This is a genomic window from Ensifer sp. GW823-FHT05D09, from assembly GCF_058795755.1.
Genome location: NZ_JBXAIA010000001.1, coordinates 185,183 through 199,330, shown reverse-complemented (window position 1 = coordinate 199,330; position 14,148 = coordinate 185,183). Strand labels below are relative to the sequence as shown.

General features: G+C 63.2%; 14 protein-coding genes. 7 read left to right on the top strand and 7 right to left on the bottom strand.

Annotated features, from left to right (window positions below):
* Positions 1-14 precede the first annotated feature (14 nt).
* Together AC1Q80_RS00980 and efp are read right to left on the bottom strand one after the other, a co-directional pair.
* Entirely contained in the window at positions 15-1,256 is a 1,242-nt protein-coding gene (locus AC1Q80_RS00980; RefSeq protein WP_492359396.1) for a class I SAM-dependent methyltransferase, read from the bottom strand.
* Between the two features lie 285 nt (positions 1,257-1,541).
* Entirely contained in the window at positions 1,542-2,111 is a 570-nt protein-coding gene (gene efp / locus AC1Q80_RS00975; RefSeq protein WP_065773805.1) for an elongation factor P, read from the bottom strand.
* A gap of 177 nt (positions 2,112-2,288) precedes the next feature.
* Here efp and epmA point away from each other — a divergent pair, with 177 nt between their 5' ends.
* The 5 genes from epmA (at position 2,289) to AC1Q80_RS00950 (ending at position 8,092) form a co-directional block, all read left to right on the top strand.
* Positions 2,289-3,341, top strand: a complete 1,053-nt coding sequence (gene epmA, locus AC1Q80_RS00970) for an EF-P lysine aminoacylase EpmA (RefSeq protein ID WP_209788123.1) — start codon at positions 2,289-2,291, stop codon at positions 3,339-3,341.
* Complete coding sequence (locus AC1Q80_RS00965) at positions 3,338-4,390, top strand: lysine-2,3-aminomutase-like protein (RefSeq protein WP_492359395.1); 1,053 nt, start codon at positions 3,338-3,340, stop codon at positions 4,388-4,390. Before epmA ends, AC1Q80_RS00965 begins: the two co-directional genes overlap by 4 nt.
* 113 nt (positions 4,391-4,503) lie before the next feature.
* Positions 4,504-5,388 carry an RNA polymerase sigma factor SigJ gene (gene sigJ / locus AC1Q80_RS00960; RefSeq protein WP_492359394.1) on the top strand — a complete coding sequence of 295 codons (885 nt, stop codon included), beginning with the start codon at positions 4,504-4,506 and terminating at the stop codon, positions 5,386-5,388.
* Between the two features lie 190 nt (positions 5,389-5,578).
* Positions 5,579-7,021, top strand: a complete 1,443-nt coding sequence (locus tag AC1Q80_RS00955) for an MFS transporter (RefSeq protein WP_492359393.1) — start codon at positions 5,579-5,581, stop codon at positions 7,019-7,021.
* Positions 7,022-7,276: 255 nt separating this feature from the next.
* Complete coding sequence (locus AC1Q80_RS00950) at positions 7,277-8,092, top strand: class I SAM-dependent methyltransferase (RefSeq protein ID WP_492359841.1); 816 nt, start codon at positions 7,277-7,279, stop codon at positions 8,090-8,092.
* 87 nt (positions 8,093-8,179) lie between these two features.
* Here AC1Q80_RS00950 and AC1Q80_RS00945 read toward each other — a convergent pair whose 3' ends face one another.
* Positions 8,180-8,845, bottom strand: coding sequence for a YiaD family glycine zipper/OmpA-like lipoprotein (locus tag AC1Q80_RS00945; RefSeq protein WP_209788135.1), 666 nt, complete (start codon positions 8,843-8,845; stop codon positions 8,180-8,182).
* A gap of 206 nt (positions 8,846-9,051) precedes the next feature.
* On the opposite strand from AC1Q80_RS00945, the gene AC1Q80_RS00940 reads away from it, so the two are divergent.
* A complete protein-coding gene (locus AC1Q80_RS00940) occupies positions 9,052-9,690 on the top strand; it encodes an exopolysaccharide biosynthesis protein (protein WP_176351205.1) in 639 nt (212 codons plus the stop codon).
* A gap of 85 nt (positions 9,691-9,775) precedes the next feature.
* On the opposite strand, the gene AC1Q80_RS00935 is transcribed toward AC1Q80_RS00940, so the two are convergent.
* From AC1Q80_RS00935 to AC1Q80_RS00920, 4 genes are all read right to left on the bottom strand, one after another.
* Positions 9,776-10,129, bottom strand: a complete 354-nt coding sequence (locus AC1Q80_RS00935; RefSeq protein WP_492359392.1) for an antibiotic biosynthesis monooxygenase — start codon at positions 10,127-10,129, stop codon at positions 9,776-9,778.
* A gap of 141 nt (positions 10,130-10,270) precedes the next feature.
* Positions 10,271-11,296, bottom strand: a complete 1,026-nt coding sequence (locus tag AC1Q80_RS00930) for a histone deacetylase family protein (RefSeq protein ID WP_492359391.1) — start codon at positions 11,294-11,296, stop codon at positions 10,271-10,273.
* Between the two features lie 222 nt (positions 11,297-11,518).
* On the bottom strand, positions 11,519-12,046 hold the full coding sequence (locus AC1Q80_RS00925; protein WP_173418671.1) for a GNAT family N-acetyltransferase: 528 nt from the start codon (positions 12,044-12,046) through the stop codon (positions 11,519-11,521).
* A 2-nt stretch (positions 12,047-12,048) separates the two neighbouring features.
* On the bottom strand, positions 12,049-12,627 hold the full coding sequence (locus tag AC1Q80_RS00920) for a helix-turn-helix domain-containing protein (protein WP_492359840.1): 579 nt from the start codon (positions 12,625-12,627) through the stop codon (positions 12,049-12,051).
* Between the two features lie 209 nt (positions 12,628-12,836).
* Here AC1Q80_RS00920 and AC1Q80_RS00915 point away from each other — a divergent pair, with 209 nt between their 5' ends.
* Positions 12,837-14,078 (top strand): MFS transporter, encoded by a 1,242-nt coding sequence (locus tag AC1Q80_RS00915; protein WP_173418669.1) that lies wholly within the window; start codon positions 12,837-12,839, stop codon positions 14,076-14,078.
* The last annotated feature ends 70 nt before the right edge of the window (positions 14,079-14,148 follow it).

Sequence of the window (14,148 nt, the reverse complement as noted above, 5' to 3'; positions counted from 1 at the left end):
GGCAGAAAAGCCGGTCAGATGTTGAGGTCGAGCGCCTGCTCGCGTTCTATGAAGTCGCGCTGGCGGTCGGTGATGTAATCGCGCACGATCGGCGCCGCGTCGCGCGACCGCGACAGCTGCATGTGGAAGACGAGTTGGCTTCCGGTGCGAAACATCATCTCGGCGCTGATCAGATAGAACTCCCACATGCGGGCAAAGCGCTCGTCATACATCGCGATCACCTTGTCGCGGTTGGCATCGAAGCGTGCGCCCCAATGCGCCAGCGTCGTTGCATAATGCACACGCAGGAATTCGAGATCGCTGACCCAGAGGCTGTTGCGCTCGACGACGTCGAAGACCTCGGAAAGTGCGGGCGAATAGGCCCCTGGGAAAATGTACTTGCGCAACCAGGCGCTTGCCATGCCCGGCGGGCTCATGTGGCCGATCGAATGCAGCACCGCCACGCCGTCATCCCGCATCAGCGCATTGAGCTTCTTGAAGAACTCATCGTAGTGATGCACGCCGACGTGCTCGAACATGCCGACCGAAACGATACGGTCGAACGGTCCCACGACATCCCTGTAGTCCTTGAGTTCGAAGCGAACCCGGTCGGCAAGCCCTGCGGCCTTGGCCCTCTCAGTCGCCAGCGCCTGTTGCTCCTTAGAAAGGGTCACACCCAGCACCTCGACGTTTTCGAGTTTCGCCAGATACATCGCCAGATCGCCCCAACCACAACCGATGTCGAGCACCTTCATGCCCGGCTCCAGGCAAAGCTTGGAGGCGAGCAGCCTGAGCTTGTTGCGCTGGGCTTTCTCCAGGCTTTCATCGGGCTCGCGAAAATAGGCGCAGGAATAGAGCATGTTCTCGTCGAGGAACAACTTGTAGAAGTCGTTGCCCAGATCGTAGTGATGCGCGACATTCTGCTGCGCCTTGCCCTTCGGATTGGCCTGCTGGCGCTTGCGGAAGCGCATCTTCACCGCGCGCAGAACCTTCTGGATCGGGTAGGAGCCGAGCGACAGCCGGTTGATCGAAAACAGCGTCAGGAAATCCTTGAGCGTCGAGCCTTCCTCGAAGCGCATGGTGCCGTCCATGTAGGCCTCGCCGGCCGCAAGCTCGGCATTGAAGACGAGGCTACGATAGAGCTTCTTGTCGGTGAGCCGCATCGTTACGTGGGGTCCGGGCTCGCCGGAGAAAATGTGCCTCTTGCCATCGGCGTCGATCACCGTCAGGCGACCCTTGCGAATGAACGACTTCATCATGTGCGACAATGGAAACATGCGGACCCTCTCGTGACAGAAACGTCGGTGCGCCGGCATCCTAGCACCCGTTTTTCGAAATGCTCCCCCTAAATTTGTGGTTGCTTATCGAGCCTTTGGCACGGCCTGCAGGTCACGGCGCGCGCCGACGCGCACGGAACGCCGTGGCCGCGCAAAGGGTTCTGCCCCCTGGGATGTCAACGACCAAGGAAAAGGTCTGTCGAAGAAACGACGACGGGGACGGCAGGTTCTACCTGCCGTCCCCGTTTCATGCGATCGTTCGATCGTGCCGGTCTTCAGACCGTGTCAGTCCTTGGCGCGCTCGACATAGGAGCCGTCTTCGGTCGCGATGACGACGCGGGTGCCGGCCTGGATATGCGGCGGCACGAGCGTGCGAACGCCGTTCGAAAGAACCGCCGGCTTGTAGGACGACGATGCCGTCTGGCCCTTGACGACCGGCTCGGTCTCGGTGATTTCGAGCGTCACGTGACGCGGCAGGTCGATGGCGATCGCCAGGCCTTCGTGGATCGAAAGAATGCAGGCCATGCCTTCCTGCAGGTAGGCCTTGAGGTCGCCGATGTCGTCGGTGGTCATGACCAGCTGGTCGTAGCTTTCCGGGTTCATGAAGTGGAAGCCTTCGCCATCTTCATAAAGGAAGGTGTGCTCGCGGTCTTCGACGAAGGCGCGCTCGACCTGCTCGGTCGTGCGGTAGCGCTCGGAGACCTTCACGCCGTCGGAAATGCGGCGCATGTCGACCTGGGTGACCGGCGTGCCCTTGCCCGGATGGAAGTTCTGCGCGGTAAGAACGACATAGAGCTTGCCGTCAACGTCGAGAACGTTGCCCTTGCGGACAGATGAAGCGATGACCTTGACCATTAGTCTTCCTTGTAACAGAGGTATGCGCGACACGGCGCGCCGGGAAAGCCGGCCCCGAAAGACGCGAAAATATGATATCGCGCCGCCACTACCCTAATTTCGTGCAAATAGCCAGCCTGCGCCGGCATTGGCGCGAAGAAAGCCCTGGGGCGCGAAGAAAGCCTGGACCGAACGACCATGTCGCATGCCTCACCCTGGTGGACGCCTGATGTCCATGCCGACCGGCGTCCGTTTCTTCTCGGGCGCAACCGGATCCAGTCGGCTTTGCGCCGGTTCTTCGACGCGCGCGACTTCATCGAAGTCGACACCGCGACGCTGCAGATTTCACCCGGCAACGAGGCTCACCTGCACGCCTTTGCCACCGAGGCGCTCAACCATGACGACTCGGCCCATCCGCTCTATCTGCACACGTCGCCCGAGTTTGCCTGCAAGAAGCTGGTCGCCGCCGGCGAGAAACGCATCGCCTGCTTTGCCCATGTCTACCGCAACCGCGAACGCGGTCCGTTGCACCATCCTGAGTTCACCATGCTCGAATGGTATCGGGCCGGCGAGACCTACGAGACGCTGATGCGTGACTGTGCCGAGATCCTGGCGCTCGCGGCGGAGACGACGGGCACGCACCAGTTCACCTTCCAGGGCCGCACCTCAGACCCCTTCGCCGCGCCGGAACGGCTGGCGGTGGCTGAAGCCTTCGCGCGTTTTGCTGGCATCGACCTGCTCGCCTCGATCGCGCCCGATGGCGGAACCGACCGCGAGATGCTCGCCGCCGCCATGAGATCGGCGGGCCTGCGGGTTGCCGCCGACGACACCTGGGCGGATCTCTTCAGCCGCGTGCTTGTCGAAAAGGTCGAACCGCATCTCGGCTTCGGCCGCGCCACGATCCTCGATGAATACCCCGTTGCAGAAGCAGCCCTTGCCCGGCCGACCGCGCGCGACCGCCGTGTCGCCGAACGCTTCGAGCTCTATGCCTGCGGTGTCGAACTCGCCAATGCCTTCGGTGAACTGACCGATGCTTCCGAGCAGCGCCGCCGTTTCGAGATGGAAATGGCGGAAAAGTCCCGCGTTTATGGCGAAACCTACCCGCTCGACGAGGACTTTCTGGCAGCGCTCGCCATTATGCCCGAAGCCAGCGGCATCGCGCTCGGCTTCGACCGCCTGGTCATGCTGGCGACCGGTGCGACGCGCATCGACCAGGTGCTCTGGGCGCCGGTGGCGGAGACGGCATCATGAACGTCCACCGCCCGATCAAGACGGCCGGAGAACTCGTCGACGCCGGCCTTGTCGAACCGTCGCAGCACGGCGCCGTTTCGCGTGTGGCCGAGCGCTATGCCGTGGCCATCAGCCCGGCGATCGCAAAACTCATCGACCGCAACGACCCGAACGACCCGATCGCCCGCCAGTTCGTGCCGGATGCCGCCGAGCTGACGCTGTTGCCCGAGGAGCGCGAGGATCCGATCGGCGACAAACCGCATAGCCCCGTTGCCGGCATCGTCCACCGCTATCCCGATCGCGTGCTCTTGAAGGCGGTGCATGTCTGCCCGGTCTATTGCCGCTTCTGCTTCCGCCGCGAAATGGTCGGCCCGCAGGGACTGGGCACGCTGTCGCCGGCCGAACTCGACGCGGCGATCGCCTATATCACTGAGCATGAGGAGATCTGGGAGGTCATCCTCACCGGCGGCGATCCGCTGGTGCTGTCGCCGCGCCGTCTTGCCGAAATCATGGAACGGCTGAAGCCGATCGATCATGTCAAGATCGTCCGCTTTCATACGCGCGTGCCAGTGGTCGAGCCCGAGCGCATCAATGCCGATCTTGTCGCGGCGCTGAAGGCGTGTGGCAAGGCGACCTATGTGGCGCTGCACGCCAACCATCCGCGTGAACTGACGCCGGAAGCGCGCGACGCCTCGGCCCGGCTGATCGATGCCGGCATCGTCATGGTCAGCCAGTCGGTGCTTCTGAAAGGCGTCAACGACGATGCGGACGTGCTGGCCAGCCTGATGCGCGCCTTCGTCGAAACCCGGATCAAGCCCTATTATCTGCATCACCCGGACCTTGCGCCCGGCACCAGCCACTTCCGGCTGTCGATCGAGGAAGGCCAGGCCCTTGTCGCGTCGCTGCGCGGCCGGGTCTCCGGCCTTTGCCAGCCGGCCTATATCCTCGACATTCCCGGCGGTCACGGCAAGGCAGTGATCAGTGCCGCGTCGATCGCGGCGGACGGCGGCGGCTGCTACACCGTTACCGACTTCCGCGGCAACGAGCACACCTACCCGCCAAAGATCTGAGAAAATTTTCAAGCCGACGTCACAGCTGCGCGATGCCAATCGTCAGACGGTCATGAGCAACGATCGCGGCCATCGGCCGTTTGAACCGTAACCAAGGCGCTGAGATGGGTGGCATGAACAGTATCGATATCTTTGAAGCGGCGCGTCCGCGCCTTCTCGGACTTGCCTACCGCATCCTCGGGTCACGCGCGGACGCGGAAGACGCGGTGCAGGACACGTTCGTCAAGTGGCAGGAAGCCGATCAAAAGGCGATCGAAACGCCGGGCGCCTGGCTGACGACGGCCTGCACCCGCCGCTGCCTCGACCTTTTGAAGGCGGCGCACCGCAAGCGCGTCGATTATGTCGGGGCCTGGTTGCCGGAGCCGATCCACACGGCAAGCGAAGACAATGCCGAGGAAAAGCTGGCGCTCACCTCGTCGCTCACCACCGCTTTCCTCCTGATGCTGGAGCGGCTGACGCCGAAGGAGCGGGCTGCCTATCTGCTGCACGAGATCTTCGGGCAACCCTATGAGGAGGTTGCCGAAACGCTTGACATGCAGGAGGCAGCAGCGCGCAAGCTGGTGTCGCGCGCCAAGAGCAATATCGGGGTGGAAAAGAGCCGTCACCAGACGCCGCGCGAACGCCAGGACGAATTGCTGTCAGCTTTTCACGCGGCGATCCACGGCGGCAACATTGCCGGCCTTTCGAGCCTGCTCTCCGCCGACGTGCGCCTGACGGCCGACGGCGGCGGCAAGGTGGCGACCGTGCTCGGCGTGCTCGCTGGCAAGGAGACCGTGGTTGCCTTCATCGCTGACCGGCTCACCGAATACTGGGCGCACTACGTCTGGGAAATCGCTGAGATCAACGGCGGCCGCGGCATAGTGCTCCGGGGCGAGACCGAAAATGATATCGCCGCCAGCGTTTCCTTCGGCTATGACGGCGATGGAAACGTCAACGATATCTTCATCGTTCGCAATCCGGACAAGCTCACCCATCTCGGTGACGCTGCGGTCCATTGACTTAGAACATTTCCAGGGAAAAGCGCGAGGCGGTCTTCCGCCGGGACATGCGTGGCAACAAACGAGCGGCTCCCCGGCCCTGTTCAAGGCGGGAGCGTTCTCTTGCGACCGAAGGGTCATGTCGACGGGCGCGGACAGATGCGCCGCAGTCGACATGCACCGTCGTGACGCACAGGAAAGGCGCAGACATATGCTCGACAAGACACCTGAAACCACCGAGAAGGCCGAGAGCGGCTGGCTCGCGCTGCTGTCTGGCGAAAACGCCATCCATTCCATCGTTTTGAGTGGCGGCGTAGCGCTGCATGCCCTCAACATCTATGTCGTCACCACCATCATGCCGTCGATCGTGCGCGAGATCGGCGGGCTCGAATATTATGCCTGGAGCACCACAGTCTTCGTCGCTGCCTCCATCCTTGGCGCGGCGCTCTCGGCCCGGCTGCTTGCCGCCGTCGGCGCCGGATCGGCCTATGCGATCGGCGCGCTTGTCTTCGGGCTCGGCACGCTGCTCTGTGCCTCCGCCCCCGATATGCTGTTGCTGCTCGGCGGCCGGGCAATCCAGGGCTTTGGCGGCGGCCTGCTCTACGCGCTTGCCTATGGCGTTATCCGCCTGGTGTTTGCTCCTGTTCTCTGGACCCGCGCCATCGGCCTGATCTCGGCGACCTGGGGCACGGCAACGCTGATTGGCCCGGCCGTCGGCGGCATGTTTGCGGAGTTTGCCACCTGGCGCGCGGCCTTCTGGTCGCTGCTGCCGCTGACCGCACTTCTGGCGGCGCTGGCCTTCTGGACATTGCCGCGCAACGCCTCGTCCGAAGGCAGCCGCAGCCCGCTGCCGGTGCTGCAGCTCCTGCTTCTCATCGGCATTGTCCTTGCGCTGTCGATCGCCAGCACACTGTCGACATCGGCCGAACAGCTTGCTTCCGTCGGCGCGGCCGTCGTGATGTTCGCCGTGCTTCTCTTCGCCGAACGCCGGGCCGTCGGCAAGCTCCTGCCGACCGGCAGCTTCACCATAACCGCCCCACTGGCAGCCCTTTATGCGACGATCACGCTTCTGATGATCGGCATGCAGCCGGAGATCTACGTGCCTTATCTGCTGCAGGAACTGCATGGGCTGTCGCCACTTGTAGCCGGCTACATCGCCGCGCTGATGTCGATCGGCTGGACCGCCGGATCGATGACGAGCGCGCACTGGCATGGCGACAGGGCGCAGCGCACGATTTTCGCCGGACCAGGCTTCGGCTTTGCCGGCCTGGCGCTGATCGCCGTGTTCATGCCGATGACCGGTTTCGGCTTCGCCACCATCGCAATACCGCTGTCCATCGGCATCATGGCGGTCGGCTTCGGCATGGGCTTCGCCTGGCCGCATATCGTCACGGCCGTCTACGAGCTGGCGCCCAAGGGCGAAGAGGAGAAGGCATCGAGCTCGATCACCACCGTGCAGCTTTTCGCCGCTGCCCTCGGTGCCGCGCTTGCCGGCCTGACCGCCAACCTGGCGGGTATCGAGGCAAGCAGCGCCGAAGGCATCGCGCGCGCGACGCAGTGGCTCTTCTGGCTGTTTGCACTGGCGCCGGCGCTGGCGATGCTGACGGCGAGGCGCGTCCGCCGGGCGCGAGCGGCAAGAGCCGCTGACGCGTAAGACGCAGATCTGCGCCATCGCCTCCTCGGCCGCCTGCCCTGCATAAACCCTTAAATTGAATCGGATTCGGGGATAAAATATGCGGCAGGCTTGAAGCGCTGCGACGTCCTCTACGGGTCCTATCGGACACGCGGCACTTTAGGGCATTTCCGGTGTAAACGGATTCATAGTAACGCCCTATCGCTTTGTTTCTACGCATTTTCTGACGGAGAACCGCTTCGCACTTTTCCTGGAAATGCTCTAATGGAGGAAACGATGGATGCCGACGGGATCGGCCTGAGCGGTGCTCGGGAAACGCTGCTGATCACTCTGCAGGCAAAGGCCGCCGAAAGCGCGCTGCCCGATTCGTTGCTCGGCGACCGGTTCGCCGCCGATGCCATGCGGCGGCTCGGGCAGACGGCACCACATCTCGACGTCGGCCACGACATGACGATCGGCATCGCCATGCGCGCCTATCTGGTCGACCAATGGACGCAATCCTTCATCACCCGGCACCCGGATGCCACCGTCCTCCATCTCGGCTGCGGCCTCGACAGCCGAGTTTTCCGCATCGACCCGGCGCCCGAGGTGCGGTGGTTCGACATCGATTTCCCTGATGTGATTGCCTTGCGCCGCCGGCTCTATCGGGATCGGGCCAACACCACATTGATCGGATCATCGGTGACGGAGGCGGGATGGCTTGCGACCATACCGGATGACAGGCCAACAATCGTCGTCGCCGAAGGCCTCCTGCCCTATCTGGCGGCAGACGACGTCTACGGCCTGCTCCGGCGTCTTGTCGATCATTTGCCCGCTGGCGAGATCGTCTTCGACGGATACAGCCATCTCGGCCTGCATTTGCTGCGCTTCAATCCGGCCATCCGCGCCACGGGTGCCGCGCTTTCCTGGGGTATCGACGATCCCCGCATGCTGGAGCGCCAGGTGCCGGGTCTCAGCCTTTTGGAAGAGGTCACGGCCTACGATCCGGGCCAGATCGACAGGATGTCGGCCGCAGCCCGCATCGCCGTCCACGTCTTCAGCATGGTTCCTACCCTGCACCGGATGGGGCGGCTCTTGCGCTACCGCTTCTGAAGCCACTGCCGCTGAGTTACCCGAAAAGAAGAAGGGCCGCACCGGTTGCGGCGCGACCCTTCGATATCAGCGATCGATGCGATCCTATCAGCCCTGCTTGATCGGCGCGATCGAGATTTCGACGCGGCGGTTCTGCGCCCGGCCGGCTTCAGTGCTGTTGGAGGCGACCGGCCGTTGCGGGCCGAAGCCCATGGTGGCCATGCGGCGCTGGTCGACGCCCTGGCTTGCCAGATAGTTGGCAACGGACGCGGCGCGGCGCTCGGAGAGGCCCTGGTTGTGCGAGGCGCTGCCGGTGGAATCGGTATGGCCGTCGACGTCGATCAAGGTTCTGTTGAACTTGCGCAGCACGATCGCCACGGAGTTCAGCGTGTCGTAGAAGGCCGGGATCACCTGGTCGCGGTCGGTGGCAAACGTGATGTTCGACGGCATGTTCAGGATGATGCGGTCGCCGGCGCGGGTGACCGAAACACCGGTACCCTGCAGCTGGGCGCGCAGTTCCGATTCCTGGCTGTCCATGTAGTTGCCGACGAGGCCGCCGCCGAGCGCGCCGATGCCGGCACCGACGAGCGCTGCATCGCGCCGCCCTGCAGCACTGCCGCCAACGAGAAGGCCGGTCGCCGCACCGAGGCCCGCGCCGATCAGCGCGCCACCGGCCGTGTTCGACATCTTCTGCTCACCCGTATAGGGATCGGTGGTCGTGCATCCCGAGAGATAGATGGCCGCAACAGCCAATATGGCGCATTTCTTGATCATAGAATCAATGGTCCCTATTCGTGCTCTAAAGTGCTTCATACTAGCGATTGCGGCAGGAAGATGAAGAGGCGTCCCACTGATGCCATGGTTTGACGACAAATGGCCCATCGGTCGCAATCCAAGTCACGATGCGGCCCGATACTAACCGATCCTTCACGCGCCCTTGATAGCAAGGGCGTTCTGGAAAAATCGAGGCGGACGATCTGATGGCAATCGAATTTGGCGACACGCAACGCAGTCTCAGCGACACGCTGAACGGCATGATCGGCTCGATCCGCGGCAATACGATCACGCTTCGCGACCTGATGACCGGGATCGGCGAACAGGGCTTCCTGCTGTTGTGCGCGCTGTTGACGCTGCCGTTCCTGCTGCCGGTTTCCATTCCCGGCGTCAGCACCGTCTTCGGCGCGGCCATCATCCTGATCTCGATTTCGATCACCCTCAACCGCCTGCCCTGGATGCCGCAGCGCATCCTCGACCGGCAGATCGAGACGGAAAAGCTGGTGCCGACCTTGCAGAAGGGTGCCGCCCTCGTCTCCAAGCTCGACCGTTTCGTCAGGCCGCGCTTCGGCTTCCTGACGCAAGGGGCGCTGATGAACCGCTTCAACGGCCTGATGATCATGGCCGGTGGGGTGCTTTTGATGTTTCCGCTCGGCCTCATCCCGCTGTCGAACACGCTGCCGGGCATCGCCATCCTGCTTTTGTCGCTCGGCATCATCCAGCGCGACGGGCTGATGGTCGCCGGCGGTTATCTGTTCCTGATTGCCACGACGATCTACTTCACCGTTCTCGCCTACATGGCCTTTGCGGCCGGCCAGGGCCTGTCCACCTTCTTCGTTTCCTGAGGCCCGCCAATCCGCACGCGAGCCTGACGCGTCACCATCGACGCGTCGGTTGCCGGTCCGACCAGTTGACCGGCGCAGCAGGACGTCATGCTGATGCCGTCTGGAAACTCTTGTAGCTGGCTGAATCGGTCTCGACGCCGAGCTTTTCCATCAGAGCCGCACGATCGATACCAAGGCTCCTATCGAACGCGCCAATCGCTGCCGCGACCTTCGGCGCAAACTCTTCGCTTGCAAATTCGATCATGGTGCAGAAGTTGAACTTTCCCGGGCCGGCATGCTGCTCAAGGAACAGATCCTTGACGTAGCCTTCCTGGCTGCGGATGACCGCAAGCGTCTTTTCCACCAGGTCCACGAAATCGGCTCGCGCCGACGCAGGGACGACGAATTTGTTGATGCGATAGAGTGGCGCGATGACGTCAGCCTGTGTGCTGCTGCTCATGAAATTCTCCCTTACGTGTCTCTTCAAGGCCCACCGGCGACCATTCGGCAGCGGGCAGAAACATGCCTACGACCTCAAGCAAAGTTGAGGTCAACAGGGAGCCGGGAAAAATCTTCATTACCGCCTGACGGCCGGAGGAGATCAGGAGGCAATGCCCTTGAGCACATTGGCAACGTTGAGCCCGATTTCCGGCACGCCATAACCGCCCTCCATACAGACGACAACAGGCAGGGCGGCCTTCTTCAACCGCTCGCCCATGAGAAGATAGTCCTCCGACTTCAGCTTGAATGTCGAAATCGGATCGCGCTCGAAGGTGTCTACACCGAGCGAGACCACCAGCGCTTCGGCGCCGAAGGCTTCGATGCGGTGAAGCGCATCGTCCATCGCGGCCGACCAGGCGGCGAATTCGGTGCCGCGCGGCAGCGGGTAGTTCTTCGTGGAGCCGAGCCCTTCGCCTGCCCCCTCCTCGTCGGCGAAGCCGAGAAAATAAGGGAAGGCGTCGACGGGATCGCCATGCAGGGAGGCGAAGTAGACGTCGCCACGCTCGTAGAAAATGTCCTGAGTGCCGTTTCCGTGATGGAAATCGACATCGAGCACGCCCACCCTGGCGGCACCGAGATCGCGCAGACGCTCAGCGGCGCAGGCGGCATTGTTGATGAACGAATAGCCACCGTAGAGATCGATCGCCGCGTGATGGCCGGGCGGACGACAAAGCGCGAAGGCTGCTTTTGCGCCACCATTGATGTGCTCGGCCGCCGAAAGCGCGCAATCCATCGCCGCTCGCGCGGCCGCATAGGTGCCTTCGGTGATCGACGTTTCCGCGGCAAAGGCGTAGTAGCCAAGCGCGCCGTCGATATCCCTGGGCGGGTGCTGGCGCATGCGGCGGGCAGGAAAGCTGGTCGGGATCGCCTCGCCGCGATAGCCGTCGGCGACCCAGCGCGACCAGGCGGTTTCGAGGAATTCGAGATAGTCGGCCGCGTGCAGCTTGCCGGCCGTTTCCAACCCATGGCGAGCCGGCGCGACAACGTCACGGAAGCCCGCTTCCTTCACCGCCGCGAGGATCCATTCGGCCCGAAACGGCGCTTCGAACGGCGACACGAGCTCTCCGCCGAACAGTTCGGTCCTGGCGTCACGGAGCTTATGGTTCTCGGAAAAGAAAACGCGCATGGCAATGTCCCGGTTGAGTTGGCGAAGCAAAGAAGCGTCATCAACCTAGCCCAGGGTCCGGGCCGCTGGCTACCGCCGCGGACGCCCCTCATCCGGCCTGCCGGCCACCTTCTCCCCGCACGCGGGGCGAAGGAGACATGCGGCAGCCTCCCGTTCACCCTCTCCCCGCAAGCGGGGAGAGGGTCGGGATGAGGGGCGCATGCAAAAAAAGAGCAACAATCCCTAAGCCGCGATGCGCTTGTAGAAGAGCGTCGTGGCGCAAAGGCCGCCTTCCGGCCACATCGCATAATCGGGGATGACGCCGACGCGCTCCCATCCAAGTCGCGGATAGATCGCTTCGGCTTCGCTGCCGGTTGCCGTGTCAAGCACCAGCAGCGTCTTGCCGCGCCGAGCTGCTTCCTGCTCGACGGCCTGCATCAACAGCCGGGCGACGCCCTTGCCGCGGGCGGCGCGATGGACGAGCAGCTTCTTCAGGTCGCCGCGATGCGGCTGGTTGGGCATCTGCGCGACACCGACCTGGACGGTCCCGACGATCCGCCCTTCGTCTTCGGCGACCATCAACAGCGTTTCCTCGGCGGCGACCGCATCGGCAACGCCCTGCCAGTAGGCGAGCGCTGCCTGCGGCGGATAGGGCTGCATGAAGCCGACGGATGCGCCACCCTCAACGCAATCGGACAGCACTTCGGCAAGCGCCGGCATGGCGGAACGGGCCTCGATTTCCTCGAGGAGACGGATTTTGATGTCAGGCATGGTCAGGTCCTGGTTCGGCTGAGGATAACGGCATAGTGAGCCGGCTCATTATGAGGATTGTGAAAGACGTGGGCCTGTTCGAGCCCCATGAACAGGCAGTCGCCTGCCTCGAGCACGCAGAGCCCCGATTCCATCGTCAGTTCGAGCCGGCCGGAGAAAAGCCAGAGATGCTGGGTGATGCCGCGGTCGGCCGGTTGCCGCTCGAACACGACGCGCGCGCCCGGAGGAAACTCGACCTCGACGATATCGACCGGCGAGCCGACACCCTCGGGCGAGACCGAGCGGCGCAGATAGCCGGATTCCGGATCCCGCCAAAGTCTTTGATCGGCGCGCCGCGCAACCGGCGAAGCCTGCTCGACCTCAAAGGCGAAGAGCGCCGAGAGCGTGGTCGAGAGTGCGCTGCAGAGCTTAGCCAGCAATTGCGCCGTCGGGCTGACCTCGCCGCGCTCGATGCGCGAGATCATCGCCCGGCTGACGCCCGACCGCGTCGCCAGATCGTCGAGCGTCAGGTTCTGTTCGATGCGCAGCGAACGGACGCGGTCGCCGATGGCCTGTTCGAGTGGGTCGCTCATGTTTTCCATTATTTGAGATTGCATTTCTCATATATTAGAGTCAAGACCATAACCATCTGAAAATAGAGGCGGCAGATGCCGCTTTGGCGACATTGCGACGAGGCGATTTCGGCTAAGGTCGGCAACGAGTATCCGAAGCGAAAAGACGTTCCACCTCAATAATTTAGACGCCCCTCATGCAACAAACCGTTGCGCCTTACGAAACGGATCGGCACGACATGGACAAGCAACCCTCCTCGCTGACCTCGATCGCCAGCATCGTGACGTCGATGACATCCGTGGCGATCGGCAACGGCATGATGCTCGCCTATGTGCCTTTCATGCTCACCCGATCCGATGCGCCGGAATGGGTTCCGGGCGCCGCCGTCACCATGATTGCCTTTGGTGGTCTTGTCGGCTGCGTCATCGCTGGGCCGATGATCCGCCGCGTCGGGCATGCCCGGGCGTTCTCCTGCTCGATGGCGCTCGTCATCCTTTCAGCGCTGACCATCAGCCTCGGCATGCACCCGATCCTCTGGGTGCTCGCCCGCGGCCTCTACGGCGCTGCCGGCAACACCAATTTCATCATCAGCCAGAGCTGGCTCAACCATGCCAGCGACAATCGTTGGCGCGGCAGGGCAATGGCGATGTTCTACATGGCCTATGTGATCGGGCTCGGCACCGGCGCCTGGCTGTTCGGGCAGATCCCCGCCGACGGCAACCTGCCGCCGCTCATCACCATCTTCTTCACCGCTCTTGCCATCTTGCCGATCGGCCTCACCCGCCTGCCGACGCCGCCGGCACCCGCCAAGGTCAGCATCGACATTCCGATGGTCTGGCGCGCTTCTCCCGTCGCCTTCATCGGTGTGCTGGCCGCCGGTGGTCTTTCGATGGTGGTGCAGGGCTTCACGCCGATCTACGCGGCGGCCAACCAGGTGAGCCAGGGCGACGTCGCCAACCTGATGTTCGTGATGCAGCTCGGGCTGATCGCCATCCAGTATCCGATGGGCACGCTGTCGGACCGGGTCGACCGCCGGCTGGTGCTGATCGCCACCTGCCTCATCATCGTTATCGCCGGCTTCTTCGCGCTTTCCGCAACCTTCGGCAATCTCCTCTTGCTGATGGTGGTCTTCGCGCTCTTTGCCGGTGCCGTCGAGACCGTCTATTCCATCGCCAACGCCCATGCCAACGACCGCACCGATCCGGCAGATTTCGTACCGCTGGCAAGCACCATGCTTGTCGCCTGGTCGGTGGCCGCAACCCTGGTGCCAATGCTGGTGACGGTGCTGACGCCGGTGTTCGGGCCACGTACCTTCATCTATGCCGCCATGGCCGTTGCTGCCCTCTACGCGCTGTTCGTGCTTGCCCGCCTGAGGAAACGCGACGAGGTGCCGGCGGGCGAGCGCGAGACCTTCGAACTGAAGAGCGCGCAGATCCCGAATGCCGGTGCGCTGATCGACGCCGAGGCGAGAGCCGAATAACCGCGCGCGCCCTGCGATTTATAGTGAACGAAGCCTTCATTTCCCGCTTTGCGCGGCTTGAAGGCACTGC

Coding starts and splice junctions, on each gene's coding strand:
- AC1Q80_RS00935 (WP_492359392.1), bottom strand. CDS start 10,129: ATGAGCAGCAGCACACAGGCTGACGTCATCGCGCCACTCTATCGCATC.
- AC1Q80_RS00920 (WP_492359840.1), bottom strand. CDS start 12,627: ATGGAAAACATGAGCGACCCACTCGAACAGGCCATCGGCGACCGCGTC.
- AC1Q80_RS00955 (WP_492359393.1), top strand. CDS start 5,579: ATGCTCGACAAGACACCTGAAACCACCGAGAAGGCCGAGAGCGGCTGG.
- AC1Q80_RS00940 (WP_176351205.1), top strand. CDS start 9,052: ATGGCAATCGAATTTGGCGACACGCAACGCAGTCTCAGCGACACGCTG.
- AC1Q80_RS00950 (WP_492359841.1), top strand. CDS start 7,277: ATGGATGCCGACGGGATCGGCCTGAGCGGTGCTCGGGAAACGCTGCTG.
- AC1Q80_RS00965 (WP_492359395.1), top strand. CDS start 3,338: ATGAACGTCCACCGCCCGATCAAGACGGCCGGAGAACTCGTCGACGCC.
- sigJ (WP_492359394.1), top strand. CDS start 4,504: ATGAACAGTATCGATATCTTTGAAGCGGCGCGTCCGCGCCTTCTCGGA.
- AC1Q80_RS00930 (WP_492359391.1), bottom strand. CDS start 11,296: ATGCGCGTTTTCTTTTCCGAGAACCATAAGCTCCGTGACGCCAGGACC.
- AC1Q80_RS00980 (WP_492359396.1), bottom strand. CDS start 1,256: ATGTTTCCATTGTCGCACATGATGAAGTCGTTCATTCGCAAGGGTCGC.
- AC1Q80_RS00925 (WP_173418671.1), bottom strand. CDS start 12,046: ATGCCTGACATCAAAATCCGTCTCCTCGAGGAAATCGAGGCCCGTTCC.
- AC1Q80_RS00945 (WP_209788135.1), bottom strand. CDS start 8,845: ATGATCAAGAAATGCGCCATATTGGCTGTTGCGGCCATCTATCTCTCG.
- efp (WP_065773805.1), bottom strand. CDS start 2,111: ATGGTCAAGGTCATCGCTTCATCTGTCCGCAAGGGCAACGTTCTCGAC.
- epmA (WP_209788123.1), top strand. CDS start 2,289: ATGTCGCATGCCTCACCCTGGTGGACGCCTGATGTCCATGCCGACCGG.
- AC1Q80_RS00915 (WP_173418669.1), top strand. CDS start 12,837: ATGGACAAGCAACCCTCCTCGCTGACCTCGATCGCCAGCATCGTGACG.